The sequence below is a fragment of the Williamsoniiplasma somnilux genome (assembly GCF_002804005.1).
Taxonomy (GTDB): domain Bacteria; phylum Bacillota_I; class Bacilli_A; order Mycoplasmatales; family Mycoplasmataceae; genus Williamsoniiplasma; species Williamsoniiplasma somnilux.
In genome coordinates, this window is sequence record NZ_CP024965.1 from 59,698 (window position 1) to 84,916 (window position 25,219).

The following is a 25,219-nucleotide window of genomic DNA, read 5'->3' on the forward strand; positions in this document are numbered from 1 at the left end:
AAATTTAAATTTTTTTATCACTATCACAATTTAGCAAATTATTTTTTAAAAATAAAATAAATACTAGGATAGTAGGTATATTTATGCACTTATTTTTTATTTTGAAATCAAAACTAACTATTTTTCATAGTGTTTTTTTCGTTGTCTTAATTTGTAAAAAAATTTTATTGTGCAAAACATTTTTCTTCAGTAGGTATTATTTTTTGCAATCACTCCGGGTTTTTCTTTTACTTTATTTTTTTCAGTAAAGGAGTATTATAATGAAAAAATTATTAAGTATTTTGGCATCCTTATCTTTTACAGCCAGTATTACTAGTATAACTGTTGCGGCTTGTGCAGATGACAAATTATTTCAAAACATTAAAATATTAGAAAATGATTTAAACAAAATTTTAGAAACAAAAAAATATGAATCTTGAATTTTAAATGATTTACAATTTGAAATCGATAAATTATATGGTTCAGGAGCTATTACGGTTGAAGAAATTAATGATAAAAATAATAAGTCTAAACCCCAAGTAATGAATCAAATGTTTCTTTTCAATGGAAATGCAAAAGAGGACAATGGTTTTCTTTATGAAGGTTCAATAACTTTAACTCACACTTGAACTGAAACGATTGGTTTTGTTAAACCAATAACTGACATCAATACTCAACTTCAAGAAATTTTAGATTCTAGAAAAGATCTTAAATGAACAAAACCGGAATTAGAACAAGCAATTGTAGATGCTAAACTTGATGTTGTTGGTGGAATTACGGTTGAATTACAATCAGCAATCAATTATGCTTGAACAGGTGAAGAAAAGAACGATAAATACATTTTTACTGGTCACGGAACCACAACCAATGAGTTTATTTATGAAGGCTCAACAACTTTAAATCATGAATGAATCGAAAAAAGTGATGAAACATTACCAATTTCACAAATCAAGCCTAAACTTCAAGAAATATTAGATTTTAAAAGTAGTACAGAATGATCACAATCAGATTTACAATCAGCTATAGATAATGACCCCTTCATTAATGATAAAGGAGGCATTACTGTTACTGAAATTTCTAATTCCAATTTTACTGATAAAGTTGGTGGAACTAAAGAATGAAAATTTGTAGGAATTGGTAGCATAAATAATCAACATAAATATCGTGGAAATACTACATTAAACCATATATGAGTAGAATCACAACCAACTATATATATTGATTCTGAAGGTAATGAAGAAGAAACTAGCAAACTAGATTTTGCAGATATAAATGCTAAAGAAATTAAACAATTTGGTTTCGACAAAGAAGGTAATTCAATTCAAACTTTTAGAGGCAGCAAAGTTTCTAGTTATTTACCAAAGCAAATAAAGTCTTTAAAATTAATGTTTGGATATAACCAAAATGAATTTATAGAAGGTATTGAAAATTGAGACACTTCAAACATAACTGATATGACACAAACGTTTGGTGCAGCAAGTTTTTTTAATCAACCTTTAAACTGAGACACTTCCAACGTGATCACTATGGAAGGTATGTTTTCTTTAAATGATCTTTTTGATCAACCATTAAATTGGGACACTTCAAAAGTAGTTAATATGAAAGAAATGTTTATGAGAGCTTTAAATTTTAATCAAGACATTTCCAAATGGGACACTTCAAATGTAACGAATATGTCTTTTATGTTTAGAGAAACTGAACAATTTGATCAAGATATTTCAATCTGAAATGTTTCAAAAGTGACTAATTATGAAAATTTCGATTTGCAAGCAAATCCATATTGAGATCAGACATATAAACCAAAATTTAATACTTAAAAACAATTTTAAAAGCCAAAAACCTTATTTTTATAAAGACAGGGTTTTTGGTTTTTTATCTTATTTTTTTCTTTTTTAACACATCTATGTTTTAAATATTATAATAGGATTGCATAAGGCTTGAAAATTTTAAATAGAAAGGTTTACTTTATGAAAGCTTTTTATATTTTTGAACCAAATTTAATCAATGTATTTAACAAATTTTATAATTTTATAATTCGGTGGAATTGTTGTAAAAACAATATTATTTTTTAAAAATGATTACCACTATTTAAAAACATTTCGGAAAAATAACTCATTTGAATTTTTATATAAAAGGAGTTTAGAGTATGAAAAAATTATTAAGTATTTTAGCAGTATTATCACTAACAGCTAGCGCTGGAGCTACAGTTGTGGCTTGTAGTGATGAAGATTATATTCAAGATATTGGAGTTCTAAAAACCGAATTTGAAGACTTATTGGAAATAAAAACAAATGAAAAATGAACTATTGAAGGCTTGCAAAATGCAATTGATTCAAAATATGGACCCGGTGGAATAACTGTTCAATTACCTAGCAAAAACAATTATTCTTGAAAACCCGAAGAAAAGAATGATGTATATCGTTTTGTTGGTAATGCTAATTCAGAAAATGAATACCGATATAATGGTTATATTGATTTAACTCACAATTGGAAAGGTGTTGTAGATACAACCCAACCAATATCAACAATCCGCCAACGTATTTATGAACTTTTAAATTCTAAACAAGATGGAAATTGAACACAAATCGAACTTCAATTAGTTATCGATAATGACACAACAATTAATGACCGTGGGGGAATTGAAGTTACTGAAGTTGCATTTAATTTGCGATCATCTGAACAAATTACTGGTACAAAACAATGAAACTTTCATGGCCTTGGTGACATTAGTAATGGCCATAAATACCAAGGTGATTTGGTACTTACTCATAACTGAAGCAATACCCAAGATACCACTAAACCAATTACTGGCGAAGAAATTACAGCACAACTTAAAACAATTTTGAATGAAAGAGCAACAGTCGCGTGAACCATTGAAGAATTACAAGCAGAAGTTGATTTAAAAATCGGTTCAAAAGAAATAACTGTTTCAACACCTTCAACATCCAAAAATTTAACGGTTGATTCATTTGCGGATAGTTATACATTTACAGGTAATGGACACATTAATAATGAATTAATTTATAATGGTTCAATTACATTAAATCATTACTGAATGGAACCACAGCCTACAATATATATCGATTCAAATGATGAGACACAAGAAACATGAGAATTGGATTTTAACCAAATAGACGCAAAAGAGATCATTCAATTAGGTTTTAATAAAGATGAATTAGCAGATGGTCTGACTATTAAAAATTTTAAAGGCGATAGAGTACCTAAAATTTTACCTAAACCTTTTAGACAATTGAATTCTTTATTTAGCTATAACTCTAATGAAAAAATTTTAGGTATTGAAAATTGAGACACTTCAGATGTTACAACATTTAGTTCAATCTTTTATGGAGCAACAAACTTTAATGGTGACATCTCCAATTGAAACACCTCAAATGCAACATCAATGCATGCGATGTTTTCTGGAGCAACAAATTTTAACGGTGACATCTCCAATTGGGACACATCTAAAGCTGTTGTCACCGCTAACATGTTTAAAGATGCTTCAAAATTTAATCAGAATTTATCTCGATGAAACACATCAAACGTCGAAAATATGACAAAAATGTTTGAAGGAGCAAAAAGTTTCAATGGTGACATCTCCACTTGAAACACTTCAAAATTAAATTTTATGAGCTACATTTTTAATGATGCGACAATTTTCAACAGCGACATTTCCAAATGAGACACCTCAAATGTAAAAGCTATGCAAAACGCGTTTACAAATGCCTCAAATTTTAATCAAAATATCTCCGCTTGAGACACCTCAAATGTTTTAAGCATGAAGGAAATGTTTATGAATGCAACAAGTTTCAATCAAGATCTTTCAAATTGAGACACCTCAAAAGTAAGCAAAGAAAAACATAAGGACTTTGATACTGGAGCAACATCTTGAATCGATCCGAATTGAAAACCTAAATTTATTAATTAGTTAAAAATAAAAACTCCTGTCAATTAAACGGGAGTTTTTATTTTTAAATAGTTTAATAATTATTTATCATGATCCTTAATTTCATTTTTAACGTCATTAATTTTTGTTAAATGTTTAATTCCTGTACGTTCTTCAATGTATTCTTTCAAATGTTTAATTCTAGCTTCTTTCAATAATAAATCATCAAAATCTTTATTAAATCAACTCATTACAATTCCGATTATTAAACCACCAAGGAAGTTCCCTAAAACTGCAGGAATAATATTTACAAGAATAAATCATCCTCCACTAGCAGCATTAAATGCCTGACCACCTTCTAATAAAATTGGGTTTCCATCAATTGCCATCACAATTAAAACAATTGCTCCATATCAATTAGCAACTGAATGTTGGTAACCACCAATTGCAAAATAAAATAGAACACATAAATACATAATCATTGATGCTCCAGCATTTCCTTTTGTTGATTTAGCTCCTTGTGTTGCTAAACAAATCAAGAAGTTACATAAAATTGCACTTGCAAAAACTAATCCCATTGATTTGAAAACATCTTTAACTAAAATTGCTTCTTTGGCTCCTAATTTATCACCAAGAATATAAAGTTTATGTAAACCAAAGTTTTCATAAACTTTAGACATTAATAAACCATGTCCTGCCGTAAATCCGTTAGATAGGTATAATATTGAAACAAAAATTGTAATGCCCGCAATGTTTCCTAGATAAACTAATCCACATGCTTTTAAGAAAACAGTTCAACGCTCAATCTTTTTAAACATTGCTCTGTTGTATCACATATGAGCTGTTAGGAATCCTCCTCCAAGAAATCCGATCATTAAAATTACACCAGCAAATAATGCTCCAGTTAATAATTTAACAACTGAATCATTTTTAATTGTATATGTTGCATAAGAAACAGCAGTATAAGCTAAACCAATTCATATTCCCGCCAAAAGACCGGCAACAAATTGTTTTAAAGTGGTTAATCTTAAACCATCAGAAATAACTCTAAAGGTATGGATGTAACCATAATTATGATAAGGAAGGTTTTTATTATATAAAGGTGAATAATCTACCTCTTCAAGTTCTTTTATTTCAGAAATCATTTCTTCTGTTGAAGTATTTTTAGTTACACGTTTAAAAGCAATCGTGTTTTTAGTTTTAAATTTCATTTGTCCTTTCATCAACAACACAATCAATAAATAAAAGTTTTATACTTTTCGCATAAAACTTTTATTTATTGAGCGTGAAATTCTTTTGTTTTCATCTACTTGATATAAACTTTTTTCATTATATTATCTTTAATTTTCATATTCAAGAAAACCGAAAGATATTTGTTTTTTTAATTTCAAAATAATATTTTATCACTCGATTCCTTTACGAGCCATTACACCTTGATCGAAATAGTGTTTAATTGGTTTTACTTCACTAACTAAATCGGCTATTGCAATTCAAGCATCAGAAATATAATGTCCTGAAATTGCTAGTTCAGTGTGAGGGTTTTTAGTTTTAATAATTTCTATTAATTCTTCTTCAGTAATAAATTTATTAATAACACAATCTAATAATTCATCACAAATTAATAAATCAATTGTAGAATCTTGCAAATCTGCTTTTAATTCTTCAATTCCTAATAACATTTCTTTTTTAAAAACTTCACGTTCTTGATCATTCATTTCTCAAATAAATTTTTGGCTTGAAGAATAAAAAGATTTAACTGTAAAATTTGGGTCTTGATGTTTCGTGAAATATGTTAACTCACCAGTGATGCGATTTTTTAAAAAGCGCAAATATTTAACTTTTCAATCATTACCCAATGCTCGAATCGCCATTCCGTTTAAAGCCGATGTTTTACCTTTACCAGTTCCGTAATAAATATGAATATAACCTTCTTTTTTCATTGTTACCCCCGTCATCTTATTTAGATTTTAATCAAAAAATAGATAAAAAACTTTAATGTCTTAACAATAGTTTCAAAAAACTGTAACATTATTGTTTATTAACCTAAATACCACTTTAGAAGCAGTGAATATTTGCTATTATTTTATTGTGAGGAAATAAAATAAATGAGTATGATAAAACATAACGAAGAAAATAACGAAGAAATCAATATTTTTGGATTAAGTGCTAGTCAGGATTTAGCAAACGAGGTCTGCGAAATTTTAAAAATCAAACCAAAACAAGTGAAAACAATTCGTTTTATGGATGGAGAAATTTTAGTCGAATCATTAGACAGTGTGCGCGGAAGAGAAATTTATGTAATTCAATCAACAACTCAACCAGTTAATGAAAATTTAATGGAATTATTAATTGCAATTGATGCTTTCAAACGTGGATCGGCTTCTAAAATTAATGTTGTGATCCCTTATTTTGGATATGCACGTCAAGATCGTAAAGCAAAAGGTCGTCAACCAATCACTGCTAAGTTAGTTGCGGATTTAATTACTAAAGCAGGAGCTGATAGAGTAATTACTATTGACATCCATTCGCAACAATCGATGGGGTTCTTTGATATTCCAATGGATAACTTTCAAACATCGCAAACTTTAGCTGAAGAAATTATTAAAACTATTATGGAGAAAAAAATTGATTACAAAAACTGCATTTTAGTTTCTCCTGATCACGGTGGTTTAACTAGAGTTCATAAAGTAGATTCTTATACAGGTGCTATGACTAATGGAATTGCAGTTATTGCTAAAAGACGTCCAGAACCAAATAAAGCCGAAGTAGAATTTGTGCTTGGAGATATAAAAGGAAAAACCTGCTTTATTATTGATGACATGATTGATAGTGGAGGAACCATCATTAATGCTGCAAAAGCTTTAAAAGAAAATGGAGCTACTGATGTTTACATTTTTGCTTGTCATGGATTATTTAACGGACCAGCAAAACAAAGAATGGAAGAAGCAATCAAAAACAATTGAGTTAAACAAGTTGTTGTTACTAACACTATTGAAATTCCTGAAAGCAAAAAATTTGAAGGTCTAAAAATTATTTCAATTGCCCACTTACTGGCAGACATGATTGATGCTTCTGTTCATAATTGTTCACTAACTGATGTTTACAATGATTTTAAAGTTAATATTTTAAATCAAGTTGAAAAATTTTTAAAAGAAAATAAATAATGAAATTAATAGTAGGTTTAGGCAATCCCGGTAAAGAGTATGCAACAACTCGTCATAACGCTGGGTGGATTGCTATTGACATGTTATTAGATAAATATGGTTTTACTCAACATAAAGAAGAGCATCAAGCAGACATTTATTTTACACAAATTAATGGTGAAAAAGTTTTGTTAGCTAAACCATTAACTTTTATGAATAATTCAGGAGTTGCTACAAGAGCACTTATGGAATATTATAAAATCAATAAAAATGATTTAATTATTATTCACGATGATAAGGATTTTCCAATTGGTAAAATTCAATTTAAATTTCAAGGATCAGCTGCGGGACATAATGGAATTAAAAGTGAAATTCAATATTTAAATGGAGAAGATTTTAAAAGGTTGCGCATTGGAATTGGCGTACCTTTAGAAAATTGAACGATTGTAGATTGGGTTTTATCAAAAATGTCTAAAATTGAAATTGAAAACTTAAAGCAAGCATTTGCTTTGTCATTAGACTTTATTGATGATTGAACTAAGGGTGAAAGCTTTAATAAAATCATGAGCAAATATAATATTTTATACAAGTAAATTTTTGACCATAAAAAATCACAGTTTAAAATCTGTGATTTTTTTCTTAAATAAAATTACAATTTAATTCAAAATCTTTTAAAAATATTCTCATTTTCTTTTAAAGAGTTTTCATAAACACCACCATTATTTAAAATTACTTTTTCAGAGGCTTGATTATTTTCAAGACAAGTTATCAAAACATCATTAATACCTAGTGCTTTAATTTTTTTCAAACCTTGTTTAAGCATCTCAGTAGCATAACCTTTATTACGTTGTTGAGGACTTATCGCATAACCGATGTGCCCACCAAAATTAAATAAATATTCGTTTAGTTCTAATCTTAAATTTATAAACCCAACAACATCATTATTTTCGTTTATGGCAATGTATTGCTTAAAAGGAGACATTCCATTCTTGGGTACCTCAGTGTTAACAAATTTAATTCAATCAGCAATGTTGGGGTATGCCAAAACTTTAGAAGAACCACTTATACCATTTTCGACATTATCTATAAATTTAAAATCTTCAATCATTTTTGAAATTTGTTCTGTATGTATCTTTAAAGGTTTAATTAATTTAATTTCCATAAAGCTCCTTTTTGAATCTAATTCCACTTAGTTTTAATAAATTCTATCACTCAACTTCTATCTTGTTTGGCATTATTTCATTTTGTTGTTTAATAACAAGAGAGGTTATGAAATTGTTAACAAAAATTTGTTGTATTTTAGTATTTTTAACAAGGTCCGGTCTATTCGATCTTGGAAATGCAAAAAAATTTATTATATGATCAACTTTGGTTTTTACAAAGAAATTATTAACAGCTGTTATTATTGCAATTTTGGTTCCTAATTTTTCCGCCATATTTATAAGTCTAAAATATTCCTTTTGACTAAAACGTTCGGAAAAAAATATTAAAACATCATCTTTATTTAAAAGTTTTAATCTTGATATTTGACCAAAAATATCGTTGGTACTAAAAGACACTAGTCCTAAACCATTCAAACTAGTGCTCAAATCTTTTGCTGCTAAGTAACTATTTCCCATGCCTATGCATCAAATTTTTTTAGAGTTAAGAATATCTTTAACAAATTTTAAAGTTTCTTTTGTATCAATTTTTCTTGCTGTCTCATTTATGGCATAAAAGTCATAATTTTTAATAGTTATAATGTCTTTGGTTTCTTCTTTAACCGAAGAATAAAAATGATTTTCTTCTTTAACATAAAAATTTTTTGATATATAGTTTTGAAAATCTCTGTAATTTTCAAAACCTAAACGTCTAACAAATTTACTAACAGTTGAATTAGCTGCATTGATTCGCTTACTAAATTCAACAATAGAAAGATTAACAAAAGATTCGGGTTCTTTATTTATCGCCGTAATCAAGTTTTTATCGCCTAATGAAATATTGTCCTCAAATCCATCCAACAATGTATACATATTATTTACCCCTTTAGAAAATTATTTTCCTTTTTAGAAAAATTTTAGAAAATAATTAACTTATTTAGAAATTATTCTACACTAAAATAAGGAACAACGATTCCGAGGAGGTTTTATTTGGAAATTTTTAAGAAAAATTTCGTTAAATTTGTTAATGAAGTAAATGATTGAAAAGATGCAATAAATTTGGCTTGTACCCCCTTATTGGAGAATAAAATGATTAACAAAAATTTTATTCCTAAATTAATTTCTGAAACCGAGCGTTTAGGACCTTATTACATAATGGTGGACGACTTAGCATTAGGTCATATATCACCTGACGGATCAGCAATTAAAAATGGTATTAGCTTACTATATTTAAACAAGCCAGTTGCATTTAAAAAAGATGGAACGGGTCAAGTAAAATTTTTGTTTATACTTAGTGCAGTTGATGGGAATTCTCATTTAAATATTTTAAGAGAGTTATCTATGACATTTGGAAACAATAATTTTTATAAAGAATTTTACAATGTCAAAAAGTATGAAGATATTATAAATTTAACAAACAAGTATTTTAAAAAATAAAAAGAAAAGGAAAAAACATTATGTTAGACACAGTTGCTTTTTCTCTTGCCCAAAGTACCGGCAGAGATTTTACAGACTATTTAATTAATTTCTTTTCAGGTTTCTTTGGAACACCAGCAATTTTAATAGGGCTTTTTGCTTTAATCGGTTGCTTCATTCAAAGAAAAAAGATAACAGAAATAATTACATCGGTTTTTAAAACAATTATCGGTTTCTTAATTATTGGTGGAGGTGCTGGAATTATTTCAGGATCAATCGGTAAATTCGGAGCTGCATTTACATTATTATTTTCAAGAGATGGCTTTGTTGCGAACAATGACGTAATACCGGGATTAATAATTTCAAATGCACAAATACAATGAATTGCCTCAGCAGGTTCATTAATTTTAATTGTTGGAATGTTGCTTAATTTAGTTATGGCAAGAATTTCTCATTTAAAATTCGTTTACTTAACTGGTCATTCAGCGTGATATTTTTCAACAATGATTGCTTCTATCATGGCTGTTGCTGGCATTGATAAAGGTGACATGTGATTAGTTGTTATTATTGGGGGTATGCTAGCTTCAATGTGAATGGTAATATCTCCGGCAATATTAAATAGACATATGCAAGTAATTACTAAAGGCAATAAATTAGCAATGGCTCATACGGGATCTTTAACTTATGCTTTAAGTGGATACATTGGTGAAGCAGTATATAAAGCAAGAAAAGGAAAAATTCGTTCAACAGAAGAAGTGAATTTTCCAAAGGGTTTAAATTTCTTAAGAAACACTAATGTTTCAATTGCTTTAACAATGTTAATTTTATTTATGTTTGTTTATTTCACAGCTTGAGGAGTAAAAGGTGATCAAGCAATGATTGATGCAGAAATAATTGGTGTCAATGATTCAATTTTTGTTCAAGGATTAATTCAAGCATTTACATTTGCTGCAGGTGTGGAAGTTTTATTAATCGGAGTTAGAATGTTTATTGCTGAAATAACTCCAGCATTTAAAGGAATTTCAGATAAATTAGTTAAGGATGCAAAACCAGGAATAGATTGTCCTGTTGTATTTCCATTTGCCCCTAATGCAGTAATTATGGGATTTATAGCTTCAACAATTGGTGGTTTTATAGCGTTTGGAATGAACATAGGGGTTTCATCTGCTATTGGAAGTGGTGTTAATGCATCTACTTGAGCAGCCATCATCATCCCGTCAATAATTCCTCATTTTTTCACAGGTGCAACATCAGGAATTTTTGGAAATGCAAAAGGTGGTATTTTAGGTTGCTGAATAGGAGCATTTGTTAATGGTTTTCTAATTTCTATGGTGCCTTGAATATTTATTGGATTAGAAATGATTCAACCAGAAATTTCTCAACAATCAATAGTTTGAGGAGATGCTGATTTTATTTTAGGTATTATTCCATGAGTTATTATTAAATATATGGGTGGCCAATATTCATTATTAGGAATTACTTTAGTGGCTTGAATGATGATCCCACTAATAGGTTTATTAATTCATAAGTTAAAAATGAAAAGAAATGAACAATACAAAAATACTTATTTATCAGTTCAAGAAACAAGAAAAAATTTTGCAATAAAACTAAAACAAGAAAAAATTGTTTATAAAAATTCTTTAGAAGAAATTAAGAGCAAAAATCTTGATAAAAAAATCATTAAAGAAGAATTTACTAAATTACGAACGGAATATGATAAACAATACAAAAAAAATGACAGAGAATTAGAAAAACAAATTACTGAAATAAAAAGTTCAAAAGAAATATAAAAATTTAGAAAAGGAAAGAAGATATGAAAATTATAGCAGTTTGTGGCCAAGGTTTGGGCTCATCATTAGTTATTGAAATGAATATGAAAGATGCGGTAGATGAAATCGGTGCTGATATAGAGATTGGACATACTAATTTGAATTCGTTTGATCCAAATGATTCATCTATATCTGCAGTTGTTTGTGGTAAAGATTTAGAAGACGCAATCAATCACTCAAATAAAATCGTTCTAAATAATCTTTTTGATAAAGATGAATTAAAAGAAAAAATTGAAAACTTTATAAATAATTATGCCTAAAATTACCCCATCAATTTTTACTTGCGACACAGTAAGTATGATTAATGAAATAAATGATTTAAAAAAAGCTGGAATTGACTGATTGCATTTTGATATTATGGACGGACATTTTGTTCCGAATTACGGACTCGCCCCTAAACAATTGGATGATATTAAAAAACATTTTCCAGAAATTATAATCGACGCTCATGTAATGGCTAATGATTTAGAAGATAAATTAGTTCAATTAAAAAATGCTGACTATATAACTTTTCATTTAAATTCAAAACAAAGATTTGGATTTAAAAATTTGATAAAAAAAATTAAAGATATGAATTGTAAAGTTGGTTTAGGCATGGATCTAAACAATTCCATAGATGACATCAAACCTTATCTCGAAGATATTGACTTAATTACTATAATGACAATAAAACCAGGTTTTACAGGTCAAAAATTTGAAGAATCATCTTGAAAAACATTAAAAGAAGTTAAACAATTTTGCTCATTAAATTTCCCTAACATAAAAATTCAAGTTGATGGCGGTGTTAGATGGGACAACATTAAAAAATTAATTCAAAATGAAATTGATTTAATAGTTGTTGGTTCTTTGTTGTTTAGTGAAAAAGATTATTCAAAAACAATCAAAAAAATTTTCAGCAAATAAACCGAACAATTTAATTACAAATATGAGAAAAAATAAAAATAAAAAATTTCAACATTGTTATTAAAATAATTGCAGGAACTAAAAAAATTGAGTTGGGAATTAAAAATACAAAAGATAGTTATCCAATTTATAGATGATCCACTACCAAACGTTTTATTTTAATGTGATCTATTTGCTTCACTTGGAAATGAGATTGCAATAAATCACATGTCATTTGTAACAAGAAACAGAGAAACTTTATTTACTGATTTTGTTTTTAAACACAATAGTAGATTCGAAGGAGTTACATACTTTTACGAAAGAATTTGCAAAAATGCTCATGTTGAATGTAAAGACATTCTTATCTTGAATAAAGAAACCTTGATAATTGAGGTTTCGCAACGTACTAACATAAAAGTAATTAAAAAAATTGCTAAAAGATTATTCAAAGAAGAAACATATAAAAAATTGTTTTTTTAGATTTACCTAAATCAAGAGAACATTGTCATAGTGGAAACCTCTAGTTCTTTTGGATGACATAAATTTGCGGGTAAAAAAGTTTTGATAATAGCGGTTGATAAATATGGTAAATCAGAAATTGGTCAAAAACTATTAAATGAATTTGAATTCAACATTGATAGTATTGTTAATAAAACAAAAGAATATTTAAATATTTAAAATAAATAAAAAATGATTTTCGGTTCTAACAAAACGAAAATCATTTTTTAAATTAGTAATTCTGATTACTTTATTGTTTTATGTCTAAACATTATTTTAGGATTTAAAATCGTATGATAAAATTTTAGTTAACGAAAGAGGTATCATATATGCCAAAAACATTTTATGTAACTACACCCATTTATTACCCAAGCGGTGATCTACATATTGGGCACGCTTACACAACTACACTAGCAGACATTTTAAAAAGATATAAAGAGATGCAAGGATATGAAACATTCTTTTTGACAGGCTCAGATGAGCATGGTCAAAAGATTGAAAAAAAAGCTCAAGAAGAAAATCTTACTCCTTTAGATTATTTAGAACCAAAAGTAAACGCCTTTAAGTACTTGTGAAAAAAACTAAATATAAATTATGATAAGTTTATTCGCACAACAGATGATTATCATGAAAAAACTGTCCAAAAAATTTTTTCAAAATTGTTACAAGAAGGTTTCGTTTATAAAGGAAATTATGAAGGCTTATATTGTGTTTCTTGTGAAGAGTTTTTAACACCTGAACAAATTGATTCAGAAGGGTTATGTATTATTTCTAAAAATAAACCTGAACTTGTTAAAGAAGATACTTATTTTTTAAAAACTTCAATGTTTGAAGAGTTCGAAACAAAATTATTGCAAAGTGATTTTTTAATTCCTGAATATCGTCGCAATGAAATGTTAAAAAACTTTATTGAACCAGGATTAAAAGATTTATCTGTTACTAGAATTTCCTTTAATTGAGGTATTCCAATTTTAGAGGATAATCGTCATGTTATTTATGTGTGATTAGATGCCTTATCAAATTACATTACAGGTCTAGGTTATTTACAAGAAGATGATTCCTTGTTTAAAAAATTTTGAAGTGAAGACACAGAAATATTACAACTGGCAGGAAAAGAAATTATTAGATTTCATTCAATTTATTGACCAATTATTTTGAAAGCTTTAAATTTGAGAATGCCGACTCACTTACTAGGACATGGGTGGATTCTTTCTAAAAATACTAAAATGTCAAAATCTTTAGGAAATGTTATTAATCCTTTAGATTTAATAGATGAATTCGGTGCAGATGGGTTGAGATTTTATATTGCCAATGAATTGCCAACGGATAAAGACGGAAATTTCACAATTGAATTATTTAAAGAATCTTTTAATGCTCATTTAGCAAATAATCTTGGGAATTTAATTTCTCGCGTTAATAATATGATTACCAAATATTTTAATGGACAATTACAAAATATGCAAAATGTTGATTTAGAGTTAATTAATTTAGGTGCACAGGCCATCGACAAGTACACAAAATTAATGGACCAATATAAAATCAGTGAAGCCATGAGAGTTGTTTTGGATTTAGGTGCACAGGCCAATAAATACATAGAAGAGAATGCTCCTTGAAATTTAGAAAAAGAAAATAAAATTCAAAAGTTAGAAAAAGTTATGGTTACTTTGCAACGTACAATTGGAATTATTTCTTTTTTAGTTAAACCTATTTTGGTTAATACATATGAAGAAATGATTGAACAATCAGGATTAACTGGAATTAAATTGAACTTTGAAAATATTAAAACCTTTGAAAATATTAAACCTAAAAAACTTGGAAATAAAAAAGTTTTATTCCAAAGAATAAAATAGAAAGTGGATTGTTTTATTGAATATTCTAAATAATATAAAAAAAATAACTAATAATGTCTTAATATTATTAACAATAAAATTGTTTTTAAAGTAACATGTTTAAATTTTTAAAAACAATTATTTTAATAACATTTTTTCAAAAATAACCCCAAAGGTTGTTTTTTTTTTTTTTTTAATAAAATACAAATAGCATGTATTTGCAAAGCATGTATTTGCAAATTTTTGCCATTTTAAATATATTTATAGGAGATTAAATGAAAAGATTATTAAGTTTATTGGCAACATTAGGATTAACAGCAATAGCCGGAGCAACAGTTGTTGCTTGTGGAGATAAAGATGTAAAAGAAGTTGACTCAGCAGCAGTTCAAACTCAAGTTAACGCAGCACTTAAAAATCCCGTTGCAGATGAAGCAACTGCAATTAAAATTGTTACTGATTTATCAGTTGAAAACGCAACCCTTACAGCAGTAGCAAAAGAAGCAAACACAAGTTTAACTGTAACAATCAATCCAGCAGAAGGTTATACAGTTAGCGGTGAAGCTTCATTTGAAGTTAGTTACACAATTGAAACACCAGAAGTAAAAGAAGTTGACTCAGCAGCAGTTCAAACTCAAGTTAAAGCAGCGCTTAAAGATCCCGTTGTAGATGAAGCAGCCGCAATTAAAATTGTTAATGAATTAAAAGTTGAAAACGCAACCCTTGCAGCAGTAGCAAAAGAAGCAAACACAAGTTTAACTGTAACAATCAATCCAGCAGAAGGTTATACAGTTAGCGGTGAAGCTTCATTTGAAGTTAGTTACACAATTGAAACACCAGAAGTAAAAGAAGTTGACTCAGCAGCAGTTCAAACTCAAGTTAAAGCAGCGCTTAAAGATCCCGTTGCAGATGAAGCAACTGCAATTAAAATTGTTACTGATTTATCAGTTGAAAACGCAACCCTTACAGCAGTAGCAAAAGAAGCAAACACAAGTTTAACTGTAACAATCAATCCAGCAGAAGGTTTTACAGTTAGCGGTGAAGCTTCATTTGAAGTTAGTTACACAATTGAAACACCAGAAGTAAAAGAAGTTGACTCAACAGCTGTTCAAACTCAAGTTAACGCAGCACTTAAAAATCCCGTTGTAGATGAAGCAGCCGCAATTAAAATTGTTAATGAATTAAAAGTTGAAAACGCAACCCTTGCAGCAGTAGCAAAAGAAGCAAACACAAGTTTAACTGTAACAATCAATCCAGCAGAAGGTTATACAGTTAGCGGTGAAGCTTCATTTGAAGTTAGTTACACAATTGAAACACCAGAAGTAAAAGAAGTTGACTCAACAGCAGTTCAAACTCAAGTTAACGCAGCACTTAAAAATCCCGTTGTAGATGAAGCAACTGCAATTAAAATTGTTACTGATTTATCAGTTGAAAACGCAACCCTTACAGCAGTAGCAAAAGAAGCAAACACAAGTTTAACTGTAACAATCAATCCAACAGAAGGTTATACAGTTAGCGGTGAAGCTTCATTTGAAGTTAGTTACACAATTGAAACACCAGAAGTAAAAGAAGTTGACTCAACAGCAGTTCAAACTCAAGTTAACGCAGCACTTAAAAATCCCGTTGCAGATGAAGCAACTGCAATTAAAATTGTTACTGATTTATCAGTTGAAAACGCAACCCTTACAGCAGTAGCAAAAGAAGCAAACACAAGTTTAACTGTAACAATCAATCCAGCAGAAGGTTATACAGTTAGCGGTGAAGCTTCATTTGAAGTTAGTTACACAATTGAAACACCAGAAGTAAAAGAAGTTGACTCAGCAGCAGTTCAAACTCAAGTTAAAGCAGCGCTTAAAGATCCCGTTGCAGATGAAGCAACTGCAATTAAAATTGTTACTGATTTATCAGTTGAAAACGCAACCCTTACAGCAGTAGCAAAAGAAGCAAACACAAGTTTAACTGTAACAATCAATCCAGCAGAAGGTTATACAGTTAGCGGTGAAGCTTCATTTGAAGTTAGTTACACAATTGAAACACCAGAAGTAAAAGAAGTTGACTCAGCAGCAGTTCAAACTCAAGTTAAAGCAGCGCTTAAAGATCCCGTTGTAGATGAAGCAGCCGCAATTAAAATTGTTAATGAATTAAAAGTTGAAAATGCAACCCTTACAGCAGTAGCAAAAGAAGCAAACACAAGTTTAACTGTAACAATCACACCAGCAAAAGGTTACACAGTTAGCGGTGAAGCTTCATTTGAAGTTACATATATTTTAGGCGATACAAATAAATAGTTAAAAACATTTTAAATTTTACAAATTAATTCATAACCCATTCTGACTAAGAATGGGTTTTTAAAATTTTAAATTATCATTTGGCAATTTATTTTTACTTAAATTTAATAACATTTGTAATTCCTGCGCAACCATTTAAATCCAATTTAACTTTATAACCTAATTTAAGGGCATCATTCAATGTATTGCCAACACATACATCTGTTGCTACACCAACAAGATAAATTTGTTCAATATTTTGTTTTTGTAATCATTCGTGTAAACCATTAGAGTTATCTTGTTCATCATAAAATGCTGAGTAGCTTTCAAGGTTTTGATTTTCACCCTTAATTATTAATTTATCTAAAATTTTTGCATCATAAAGTAATTCAGCTCCAAGTGAATTTTGAATACAATGAGGACCTCACTGTGCAAATGAATAATGATCAATTGGATGCCAATCTTTAGAACCAACAATTAATTTGTTTTCTTTCTGAAACTTTTTAATTAATTGCTCGATGTATGAACCAATTTGATCTGCTCCTTGAACATATAAAGTTCCTTTAGGATTTGCAAAGTCATATTGATAATCAACTATTAGTAAAACTTCTTTCATGGAAACCCCTTTTATTTTATTATAAATATATTTTTTGTTTATAATTAGTTTGTTAAGAATTGTCAAAGAATTAATAACAAAACACTTATGGAATATGTCAAAGATATTACTATTAAAATTTAAGAGGAATATACTATGCAAAACAAAAACTATGATGTTTTAGTTGTTGGTGGAGGACATGCTGGAGTTGAAGCTGCTTTAGCTTCTGCTCGTTTAGGTAAAAAAACAGGATTAATCAATTTGTACAAAGATCGTATTGCAGCAATGCCTTGTAATCCTTCAATTGGAGGACCTGCTAAAGGTATTGTTGTTCGTGAAATTGATGCTCTTGGTGGAGAAATGGCTAAAGCAGCAGATGCAACTGCCTTACAAACTAAACTATTAAATTCATCACGTGGGCCAGGTGTTTGAGCTTTACGTGTTCAGTCAGATAAAGTTAAATATGCTCAATATATGTTAGACAAAATTAATAATCAAGAAAATTTAGATTTGATTGTTGGTGCAGCATCTGATATTTTTGTTGACGATAATAACAACATAACCGGTTTAGGATTAAGTGATGGAACAATCATTAGTGCTAAGACAATTGTTCTGACTACTGGTACATATTTAAAATCAGAAATCTTACAAGGGGTTGAACGTTTTAAATCGGGTCCCAATGATGAAATCACTACAAGTGGAATCTCGAGCGCACTAAAACGTTTTGGAATTGATTTATTAAGATTTAAAACCGGAACGCCAGCAAGAATTTTTAAAGATTCAGTTGACTTATCTCAAGCTACTAAAGAGCCAGGAACTGATGCTCAATTAGCTTTTAGTTTTTCAACTAAAAAATTTACACCAGTAGCAGATCAAGAATTGTGCTATTTAATTCATACAACTGATGAAACCAAAAAAATTATTGAAGATAATTTAATTAAATCAGCAATGTATTCAGGAACAGTTGATTCAGTAGGCCCAAGGTATTGTCCTTCGTTTGAAGACAAAATTGTGCGCTTCCCTGATAAGGCAAACCACCAAATTTTTATTGAACCTGAATCAAATGAACTAGATACGTGATATATCCAAGGTTTTTCAACTTCCATGCCGATTGACGTTCAAGAACAAATGTTGCGTAGTCTTCCTGGATTTAAAAACATGAGAGTGAAACACTGATCTTATGCAATTGAATATGATTGCATTGATCCAATGCAATTGAAGCCAAGCTTAGAATTAAAAAAAGTCCACGGTTTATTTTTGGCAGGACAAATCAATGGAACTAGTGGATATGAAGAAGCTGCCGGTCAAGGATTAATTGCAGGAATTAATGCTGTTAAATATGTAAATCAAGAGGAACCTTTAATTTTAAGAAGAGATGAAGCTTATCTTGGGGTTTTGATTGATGATTTAATTAACAAAGGTGTTTGAGAACCATATCGTTTATTAACAAGTAGAGCAGAACACCGATTATTATTGAGAAATGATAATGCAGAAGAAAGGTTAAAACACTATGGTTATCAAATTGGTTTGGTCAAAAAACAAGAATGAAATGAATATCAAGAAGCTATCGTTAAAATGAATCAAGTAATTAATGATTTAAATGAAATTAGATTTACTCCCAAATCAGATTTAGCAAAAGTTCTATCGAATCATGGCGTAGAAATTAATCGTGGTTATTCAGGAATGGAACTAATTAAAATGCCAATTGTAGATCCTAATGATTTAATTGCGTTTGTGCCAAGCATGAAAGAATTGCGCGTTAATGAACTTCAATCAGTAGTTATTAATGCAAGATTTGAAGGCTATGTTAAAAAGGAAAAAGAGTTAGTAGCTAAATTAGCAAAACTTGAAAAAAAACAAATACCTATTGATATTGATTATTCTAAAGTGGAAAATCTTGCTACTGAAGCTCGCCAAAAATTGTTGAAAATCAGACCGTTAAATATTGGTCAAGCATCTAGAATAACTGGTGTCAATCCAGCAGATATTCAAATGTTATTATTTTATTTAAAAGCGAATTATGCTAATGAACAAAAATAGCCATTATAGGCTATTTTTTGTTTATAATTAATTAGTAATTAAATAAAGAAAACTTATATAATCCTCCATATTGGGGAGGAGTCTCTACCTAACACCTTATGTTAGATTATGGGTTGTTTAACTAGCATTAGTTACGAGTTTTCGTTGTTTTTAAATGCTAGTTTTTTATTTCTATAGAACTTATAGTTTTCTTTAAGAAAGGAAAATATGAAAAAAGCCTATAAATCATTAGTTGTTGTTGGTACTCAATGAGGGGATGAAGGTAAAGGGAAAATCACTGATTATTTTGCGCAGAAAGCAGATATGGTTGTTAGATTTGCAGGTGGAGATAATGCGGGTCACATGATTGAATTTAATGGTAAGCGCCATAAAGTTACAATTGTGCCTTCGGGAATTTTTAGTCCAAAAGTTAAAAATGTAATTGGTAATGGAACAGTGGTTAATTTAGAAAAACTTGACACTGAGTTAACTCGCTTAAAAAATGATGGTATTAAAATAGATAATCTATTTATTTCTGATCGCGCTCATGTAATTTTTGATTATCATTGTAAAATTGACGAGCTGCAAGAAGAAGCAAGAAAAGAAAATAGAATCGGAACTACAAAACGTGGAATTGGTCCAACTTATATGTCAAAAGCTTCTCGATATGGAATTAGAATTTGTGATTTTAATCAACCAAACTTTAAGGCAATTTTGGAAGAAAATGTTGAACACCATAATGGCTTGATTAGAGATCTTTATAAATCTAATGAAACGTTTTCATTTAATGAAATTTATAGCAAAGTAACAGCCATATATAACAAATACAAAAATCAAATAGTTGACTCTGGAGAAATGGTTTCAAACGCCATTCAAGAAGGGCAATATGTTTTATTCGAAGGTGCTCAAGGAGTTCTTCTAGATATTGATCATGGAACATACCCATTTGTAACATCATCAAATTGTACTGCTAATAATGCTTCAACAGGTGTAGGAATACATGCTAAAGAAGTCCAAAAAGTTGTGGGGGTTGTTAAAGCCTATAACACTCGTGTAGGAACTGGAGGAATGCCAACAGAACTATTTGATGAAACAGGAAATAGAATTCGTGAACGTGGCCGTGAATACGGTTCAAATACAGGTAGACCTAGACGTTGTGGTTGACTTGACCTAGTTGCTTTAAAGTATGCAATTAGAGTTGGTGGAATTGATGAATTATTTTTAACACTTTTTGATGTTTTAGATCAAGAAAAGGAAATTAAAATTTGTGTTGGTTATAAACTAAATGGAAAAGAAATGAAATCAATGCCAGCATCAGATCAAGATTTAAGAAGCATTCAACCAATTTACCAAACTTTGCCTGGTTGAAATGAAGATATTACTAATGTTAAGTCATTTGCTGATTTACCACAAAATGCTAAGAATTATTTGACAACAATTGTCGAGTTTACCAACACTCCATTTTTAGGATTTTCAGTAGGTCCAGATAGAACTCAAACAATTTTAATAAAAGAGGAATTTAATGATTAATAGATATAGTGTTAGTGATATTTCTAAAATATGATCTGATGAAAATAAATATAAGACATGACTAAATGTAGAAGTTGCTATTTGTGAAGCTTGAAATAAATTAAATATCGTTCCTAACGATGATTTAATTAGCATTCAATCACGTGCTAGTGTAGATTTGGTGCGCATGAGAGAAATAGAATTAGAAACAAAGCATGATGTAGTTGCTTTTACAAGAATGCTTTCAGAAATAATCGGCAAAGAAGCTAAATGAATTCATTTAGGTATTACTTCAACTGATGTTGTTGATACTGCCCAAAATATTATGATTAAAAAATCTAATCAAATAGTTTTAAATGAGCTTTTAAATTTTCAAAAAACATTAAAACAACTAGCATTAGAAAATGAAAAAACATTAATCATGGGCAGAACTCATGGAATGTATGGAGAACCAACTAGTTTAGGTTTGAAATTTGCTTTATGATTTGATGAAATTGCAAACCAAATCGAAAGATATAAACTAGCTTCTCAGCAAATAGAAGTTGCTAAAGTTTCTGGCTCAATGGGAAATTATGCAAATCTTGAATTAGAAATAGAAGAGTATGTGGCACAAAAATTTTCTTTAAATTTAAATAATATTTCGACCCAAGTAACTCAAAGAGACCGTCATGCTTTTTTGGTTTCTGTTATTGCTAATATTGCCTCAACATTAGAAAAAATTGCTACAGAAATAAGATTATTCCAAAGATCAGATGTAAATGAAATTTGCGAAGGTTTTTCAGCTGGCCAAAAAGGTTCATCATCAATGCCTCACAAAAAAAATCCTATTTCTTCTGAAAACATTTCAGGACTTGCAAGATATATTAGAAGTTATGTTGGCATGACATTCGAAAACAATAACCTTTGACATGAAAGAGATATTTCACATTCTTCAAATGAGAGAATTATGTTTCCTGACATTTTTAATACATTAGTATACTCAATTCGCAGAATGAATGACACTTTAATTAATTTACATATTAATCGCGAAGAGATTCAAAATCACATTAATGAAGCTAACAATATTTATTTTTCACAAAGAGTTTTAACTTTTGTGTTGATGAAAAAACAAACAGTGTCTAGAGAAGAAATTTATGATCTCATTCAAGAATGCACAGCTCAATGCTTTGCAACTAAAACAGATTTTAAAGAAGTTCTAAAAAACAATAATATTAATAAATTTTTAACCAATAAAGAATTAGATGATTTGTTTGATGTTCAATTTTTCTTAAGACAAACTCATAAAATTTTTACAAAAGTTTTTAAAATAAAAAGCGACAAATAATTGTCGCTTTTTATCGTATATTTTTTTTGTAAAAAGGTGCAAGGCCTCTAATAATTGAGGGCACCACTAATTGCGCGATTGGGTACGTAAAGATTCAAACATGAATCGCATTGTAAACAATTGAATAAATTCAACCAGATTCACCTCATGAAGGTCCATATAGTTTAACTCAAATAAAGTATCCTCCAATTGTTTGCCATAGATAAATTAAACCAAAAGTTAGGATAATCATAATTACAAAATTTAAATAACTTAAATAATTTTTTTCACCAGTTATCTTAAATCTTAATAAACCACAAATGGCAGGACTCATCATTGGTAAGAAATAATCTAAAATGTAAGACCATGGAGAAATTATCATTGAACCAGGAATGAATAATAGTGACATTAAAGCACTAACCGCTCCTGTTGCTGCTCCAGCAATCGAAGAATGAATGAAAGAAATCATAATTAACGGCATATATTTTAAAGCAATACCACCACCGTTAGGCATGTGAGGTAAAAATTCTTCAAGATATGCTAAAGCAATTGTCAAACCACAAAACACCCCAATTAAAGCGATGTCGTAAGTTTTTCATTTGCGAATTCCGATGTTGTTTAATAATAATTTTGTGTGTTCGTTTCTTGTGATTTTATTTTCTTGCATTGATTTATTATTTGTTCAAAAACAAATAAATGCAATGATAGAGATGATATTTAATGAAAAAATTGCCAAAAACATAAATTGCATTTTGTAGTCATAAAAATCTTTTGTTTTAGCAATTAGCGTGCTTACCATAAATAAAATATTAAAAAACGTTCCTAAAGCAGTAAACATAATGAAAAATGTTTTTAAATTGTCAAAATATTCTCCACTTCAGTTGTTGTTAAACAAATTATTGATTTGTTGTTGCCCACAAATACTAAATATTAGCAAAAAGCTAATAAATAAACTTTGAGCAATCACATAGCCAGTGAGGCACAATATTTTTTCTTTATGATTTTTTCACATAAAAACTCCCTATCTATTTTAGACAGAGAGTACACAAAATCACTAAAAATCACTAATTGAACTTCCTACGCTAGTATTAACTAGATCAGGTTCTAAGAGTATTTCTCAAGCTTTCGCTACCTCTGTCAATTTTTTATAAAATCATGATTATTTTAGCACTTTTATCTCAAAATGAACACTTTAGAGTGAAAAGACATCTTTTTATGAAATAATGCTATTTATATTAAGTTATAATAATTTTGTTATTTTTTAAAAAATAACAAGGAGGAAATAAGCTTTTATGCTTAAACATAAGTCTAGAAAAATGGAATTTCTAGCTTTATTTATCATGGTAATTGGAACTGTAATCGGTTCTGGAATATATGTAAAAAATAAAGCATTATTAACCGATACACAGAATCCAATCATTTCAATTGTTCTATGAGGAATAGTTGGAATTGTTTGTATGATGTCTGTTTATGTTTTTATTGAAATTGCTTCATCAACAAAAAATCATGGAAATGGAACAATTGGGAACTGAGCTAAATTATTTATTAATAGAAAAGTAGCATCATTTTTTTCAATTTTATATCTTGTAGCATATGTTCCGGCTGCGCAATCAATTTTTACAGCAATGTTTGTAACTTATTTTTTTGCAGCAATCGGAAAACCAATTAGTGTTGGTATTCAAGTTTCGGTTTTATTAGTTGTCGGAATCATTTTATTAATTGGTTTTGCAATCATTAATGCTTATAAAAAACAATGAGCTGATAAAATTCAAATCTATGCAACAGTTTTTAAATTCATACCTTTATTTATTGCTTTAATTGCTGGTTTTGCAATGGTTTCAACAGATCTTGGAGCAATGTGAAATAATGGAAATTACCCAGGTTCACCAACCGAAGGTACTGAAGCATGATCAAGTACTAAGTTTGGTGCTGATTTATTTGTTAGAGGTTTTGGTGGTGTGTTATTTGCTTTTGATGGCTTCATTTATGTTGCCAACAAACAAAGAGATATTAAAGATAAAGAAGTTTTATCTAAATCACTAATTTTTGGAATGGCTTTTATTGCTATTTTCTATGTCTTAATGGCTGTTTCATTATTTTTAGGTTCACAAGATGGATCAATCGTAAAATTGTTAGAAAGAGTATTTAGTGGCGGAGTCACTGATAATCAAACGGCAATTAGCGCAGCTAGAATCATTTCAAATATTTGTTTAATGTTAATTTGTTTACAAGGGATTAATATTTTCACAATGATTGGTACTAGAGGAATGGAATCAGATGCTAATGCAAAACTAGTTTATTCAAAAAATAGAAATATTGGATACCCTAAAGCAGCTTTTATTCAAGTTATTTTTAGTATTGTTTTATATTCTGTGTTTATTCTAATTGGAGCTTTCACTCTTGAAGGTGGTATTGGTTTAAATTATGATTCTTGAACACATTTAAGTTCTGTTACTATCGATTCTAACTGAACAGATGCTCAAAAATATCAAGCATATTTAGGTTTTACTAATGATGGATTAACTTTATACGTAGGAATAATGTCATCAACTGCATCAGCGTTTGGATTTTTAATGATCACTGCAACTTTGGGAGCAGGATTAATTAATCGTTTTACTAAAAAAGTTAAAACCGAACAAGTGAAAGGATTCTTGTGGGTAGGGATTCCTTCAGTTATTTTAATGGCCTTCTTTGTAGGGTGTTCGTTTTTTGGTTTCTTGGTGCCGTCAGGTGTACTTCATGGAGGTGAATCTTGAATTGGTTCACAGGGAATGTGATTCTTAATTTTGGTTTTTGTTACTTTAATCATTTGTTTAGGAATTTATTTATTCCAAGAACACAAATTTAAAAATAATCCATTTAAAAATGGATTTATCGGTGAAATTACTGACGAAGAAAGAATTTTGAAGGTTCGCAATCGGAGATAAT

The 25,219-nt window shown here is 29.2% G+C and carries 22 protein-coding genes and 2 riboswitches; of the genes, 16 read left to right on the forward strand and 6 right to left on the reverse strand.

All coding sequences use genetic code 4. The features are described from left to right. The first annotated feature begins 260 nt into the window (after positions 1-260). Positions 261-1,796, forward strand: a complete 1,536-nt coding sequence (locus ESOMN_RS00240; protein ID WP_024863671.1) for a BspA family leucine-rich repeat surface protein — start codon at positions 261-263, stop codon at positions 1,794-1,796. Between the two features lie 329 nt (positions 1,797-2,125). Then, positions 2,126-3,907 (forward strand): BspA family leucine-rich repeat surface protein, encoded by a 1,782-nt coding sequence (locus ESOMN_RS03800; protein ID WP_024863672.1) that lies wholly within the window; start codon positions 2,126-2,128, stop codon positions 3,905-3,907. A 59-nt stretch (positions 3,908-3,966) separates the two neighbouring features. Here ESOMN_RS03800 and ESOMN_RS00250 read toward each other — a convergent pair whose 3' ends face one another. Both ESOMN_RS00250 and ESOMN_RS00255 read right to left on the reverse strand, forming a co-directional pair. Beyond that, a complete protein-coding gene (locus tag ESOMN_RS00250) occupies positions 3,967-5,076 on the reverse strand; it encodes a formate/nitrite transporter family protein (RefSeq protein ID WP_024863673.1) in 1,110 nt (369 codons plus the stop codon). Between the two features lie 189 nt (positions 5,077-5,265). Beyond that, positions 5,266-5,805, reverse strand: a complete 540-nt coding sequence (locus tag ESOMN_RS00255; RefSeq protein WP_024863674.1) for a cob(I)yrinic acid a,c-diamide adenosyltransferase — start codon at positions 5,803-5,805, stop codon at positions 5,266-5,268. A gap of 171 nt (positions 5,806-5,976) precedes the next feature. On the opposite strand from ESOMN_RS00255, the gene ESOMN_RS00260 reads away from it, so the two are divergent. Both ESOMN_RS00260 and pth read left to right on the forward strand, forming a co-directional pair. Next, the gene (locus ESOMN_RS00260) at positions 5,977-7,029 is read left to right on the forward strand and encodes a ribose-phosphate diphosphokinase (protein ID WP_034942594.1); all 1,053 of its coding nucleotides are present in this window, start codon (positions 5,977-5,979) and stop codon (positions 7,027-7,029) included. Continuing rightward, positions 7,029-7,601 (forward strand): aminoacyl-tRNA hydrolase, encoded by a 573-nt coding sequence (pth, locus tag ESOMN_RS00265; protein ID WP_024863676.1) that lies wholly within the window; start codon positions 7,029-7,031, stop codon positions 7,599-7,601. The genes ESOMN_RS00260 and pth overlap by 1 nt, the downstream gene beginning before the upstream one ends. A gap of 56 nt (positions 7,602-7,657) precedes the next feature. On the opposite strand, the gene ESOMN_RS00270 is transcribed toward pth, so the two are convergent. Continuing rightward, on the reverse strand, positions 7,658-8,170 hold the full coding sequence (locus tag ESOMN_RS00270) for a GNAT family N-acetyltransferase (protein ID WP_024863677.1): 513 nt from the start codon (positions 8,168-8,170) through the stop codon (positions 7,658-7,660). A gap of 43 nt (positions 8,171-8,213) precedes the next feature. Beyond that, positions 8,214-9,020, reverse strand: a complete 807-nt coding sequence (locus tag ESOMN_RS00275) for a MurR/RpiR family transcriptional regulator (protein WP_024863678.1) — start codon at positions 9,018-9,020, stop codon at positions 8,214-8,216. Between the two features lie 117 nt (positions 9,021-9,137). Between ESOMN_RS00275 and ESOMN_RS00280 the strand changes: the two genes are divergently transcribed. From ESOMN_RS00280 to ESOMN_RS00310, 8 genes are all read left to right on the forward strand, one after another. After that, positions 9,138-9,584 carry a PTS sugar transporter subunit IIA gene (locus ESOMN_RS00280; protein WP_024863679.1) on the forward strand — a complete coding sequence of 149 codons (447 nt, stop codon included), beginning with the start codon at positions 9,138-9,140 and terminating at the stop codon, positions 9,582-9,584. 20 nt (positions 9,585-9,604) lie between these two features. Beyond that, positions 9,605-11,353 carry a PTS ascorbate transporter subunit IIC gene (locus ESOMN_RS00285; RefSeq protein ID WP_024863680.1) on the forward strand — a complete coding sequence of 583 codons (1,749 nt, stop codon included), beginning with the start codon at positions 9,605-9,607 and terminating at the stop codon, positions 11,351-11,353. 23 nt (positions 11,354-11,376) lie between these two features. Beyond that, entirely contained in the window at positions 11,377-11,652 is a 276-nt protein-coding gene (locus ESOMN_RS00290; RefSeq protein ID WP_024863681.1) for a hypothetical protein, read from the forward strand. Positions 11,653-11,689: 37 nt separating this feature from the next. Next, positions 11,690-12,295: a ribulose-phosphate 3-epimerase gene (locus ESOMN_RS00295; RefSeq protein ID WP_232673599.1), complete on the forward strand. Its 606-nt coding sequence runs from the start codon at positions 11,690-11,692 to the stop codon at positions 12,293-12,295. Positions 12,296-12,502: 207 nt separating this feature from the next. Beyond that, positions 12,503-12,754, forward strand: a complete 252-nt coding sequence (locus tag ESOMN_RS00300) for an arginine deiminase family protein (protein ID WP_024863683.1) — start codon at positions 12,503-12,505, stop codon at positions 12,752-12,754. A 30-nt stretch (positions 12,755-12,784) separates the two neighbouring features. Further along, the gene (locus ESOMN_RS03805) at positions 12,785-12,952 is read left to right on the forward strand and encodes a transketolase-like TK C-terminal-containing protein (protein WP_156920195.1); all 168 of its coding nucleotides are present in this window, start codon (positions 12,785-12,787) and stop codon (positions 12,950-12,952) included. A gap of 149 nt (positions 12,953-13,101) precedes the next feature. Then, positions 13,102-14,622 carry a methionine--tRNA ligase gene (metG, locus tag ESOMN_RS00305; protein ID WP_024863684.1) on the forward strand — a complete coding sequence of 507 codons (1,521 nt, stop codon included), beginning with the start codon at positions 13,102-13,104 and terminating at the stop codon, positions 14,620-14,622. A 254-nt stretch (positions 14,623-14,876) separates the two neighbouring features. Then, on the forward strand, positions 14,877-16,886 hold the full coding sequence (locus ESOMN_RS00310; RefSeq protein WP_100608747.1) for a lipoprotein: 2,010 nt from the start codon (positions 14,877-14,879) through the stop codon (positions 16,884-16,886). A 94-nt stretch (positions 16,887-16,980) separates the two neighbouring features. On the opposite strand, the gene ESOMN_RS00315 is transcribed toward ESOMN_RS00310, so the two are convergent. Continuing rightward, entirely contained in the window at positions 16,981-17,481 is a 501-nt protein-coding gene (locus tag ESOMN_RS00315) for an isochorismatase family protein (protein WP_034942692.1), read from the reverse strand. A 135-nt stretch (positions 17,482-17,616) separates the two neighbouring features. On the opposite strand from ESOMN_RS00315, the gene mnmG reads away from it, so the two are divergent. The 3 genes from mnmG (at position 17,617) to purB (ending at position 22,312) form a co-directional block, all read left to right on the forward strand. Continuing rightward, on the forward strand, positions 17,617-19,500 hold the full coding sequence (gene mnmG, locus ESOMN_RS00320) for a tRNA uridine-5-carboxymethylaminomethyl(34) synthesis enzyme MnmG (protein WP_024863861.1): 1,884 nt from the start codon (positions 17,617-17,619) through the stop codon (positions 19,498-19,500). Between the two features lie 33 nt (positions 19,501-19,533). Beyond that, positions 19,534-19,629, forward strand: a riboswitch (purine riboswitch). 78 nt (positions 19,630-19,707) lie between these two features. Further along, positions 19,708-21,009, forward strand: a complete 1,302-nt coding sequence (locus tag ESOMN_RS00325) for an adenylosuccinate synthase (RefSeq protein WP_024863860.1) — start codon at positions 19,708-19,710, stop codon at positions 21,007-21,009. After that, positions 21,002-22,312: an adenylosuccinate lyase gene (gene purB, locus ESOMN_RS00330; RefSeq protein ID WP_024863859.1), complete on the forward strand. Its 1,311-nt coding sequence runs from the start codon at positions 21,002-21,004 to the stop codon at positions 22,310-22,312. Before ESOMN_RS00325 ends, purB begins: the two co-directional genes overlap by 8 nt. A 10-nt stretch (positions 22,313-22,322) precedes the next feature. On the opposite strand, the gene ESOMN_RS00335 is transcribed toward purB, so the two are convergent. Further along, positions 22,323-23,303: an energy-coupled thiamine transporter ThiT gene (locus ESOMN_RS00335; RefSeq protein ID WP_024863858.1), complete on the reverse strand. Its 981-nt coding sequence runs from the start codon at positions 23,301-23,303 to the stop codon at positions 22,323-22,325. 44 nt (positions 23,304-23,347) lie between these two features. After that, positions 23,348-23,437, reverse strand: a riboswitch (TPP riboswitch). 146 nt (positions 23,438-23,583) lie between these two features. On the opposite strand from ESOMN_RS00335, the gene ESOMN_RS00340 reads away from it, so the two are divergent. Beyond that, the gene (locus ESOMN_RS00340; protein ID WP_024863857.1) at positions 23,584-25,218 is read left to right on the forward strand and encodes an APC family permease; all 1,635 of its coding nucleotides are present in this window, start codon (positions 23,584-23,586) and stop codon (positions 25,216-25,218) included. The last annotated feature ends 1 nt before the right edge of the window (position 25,219 follow it).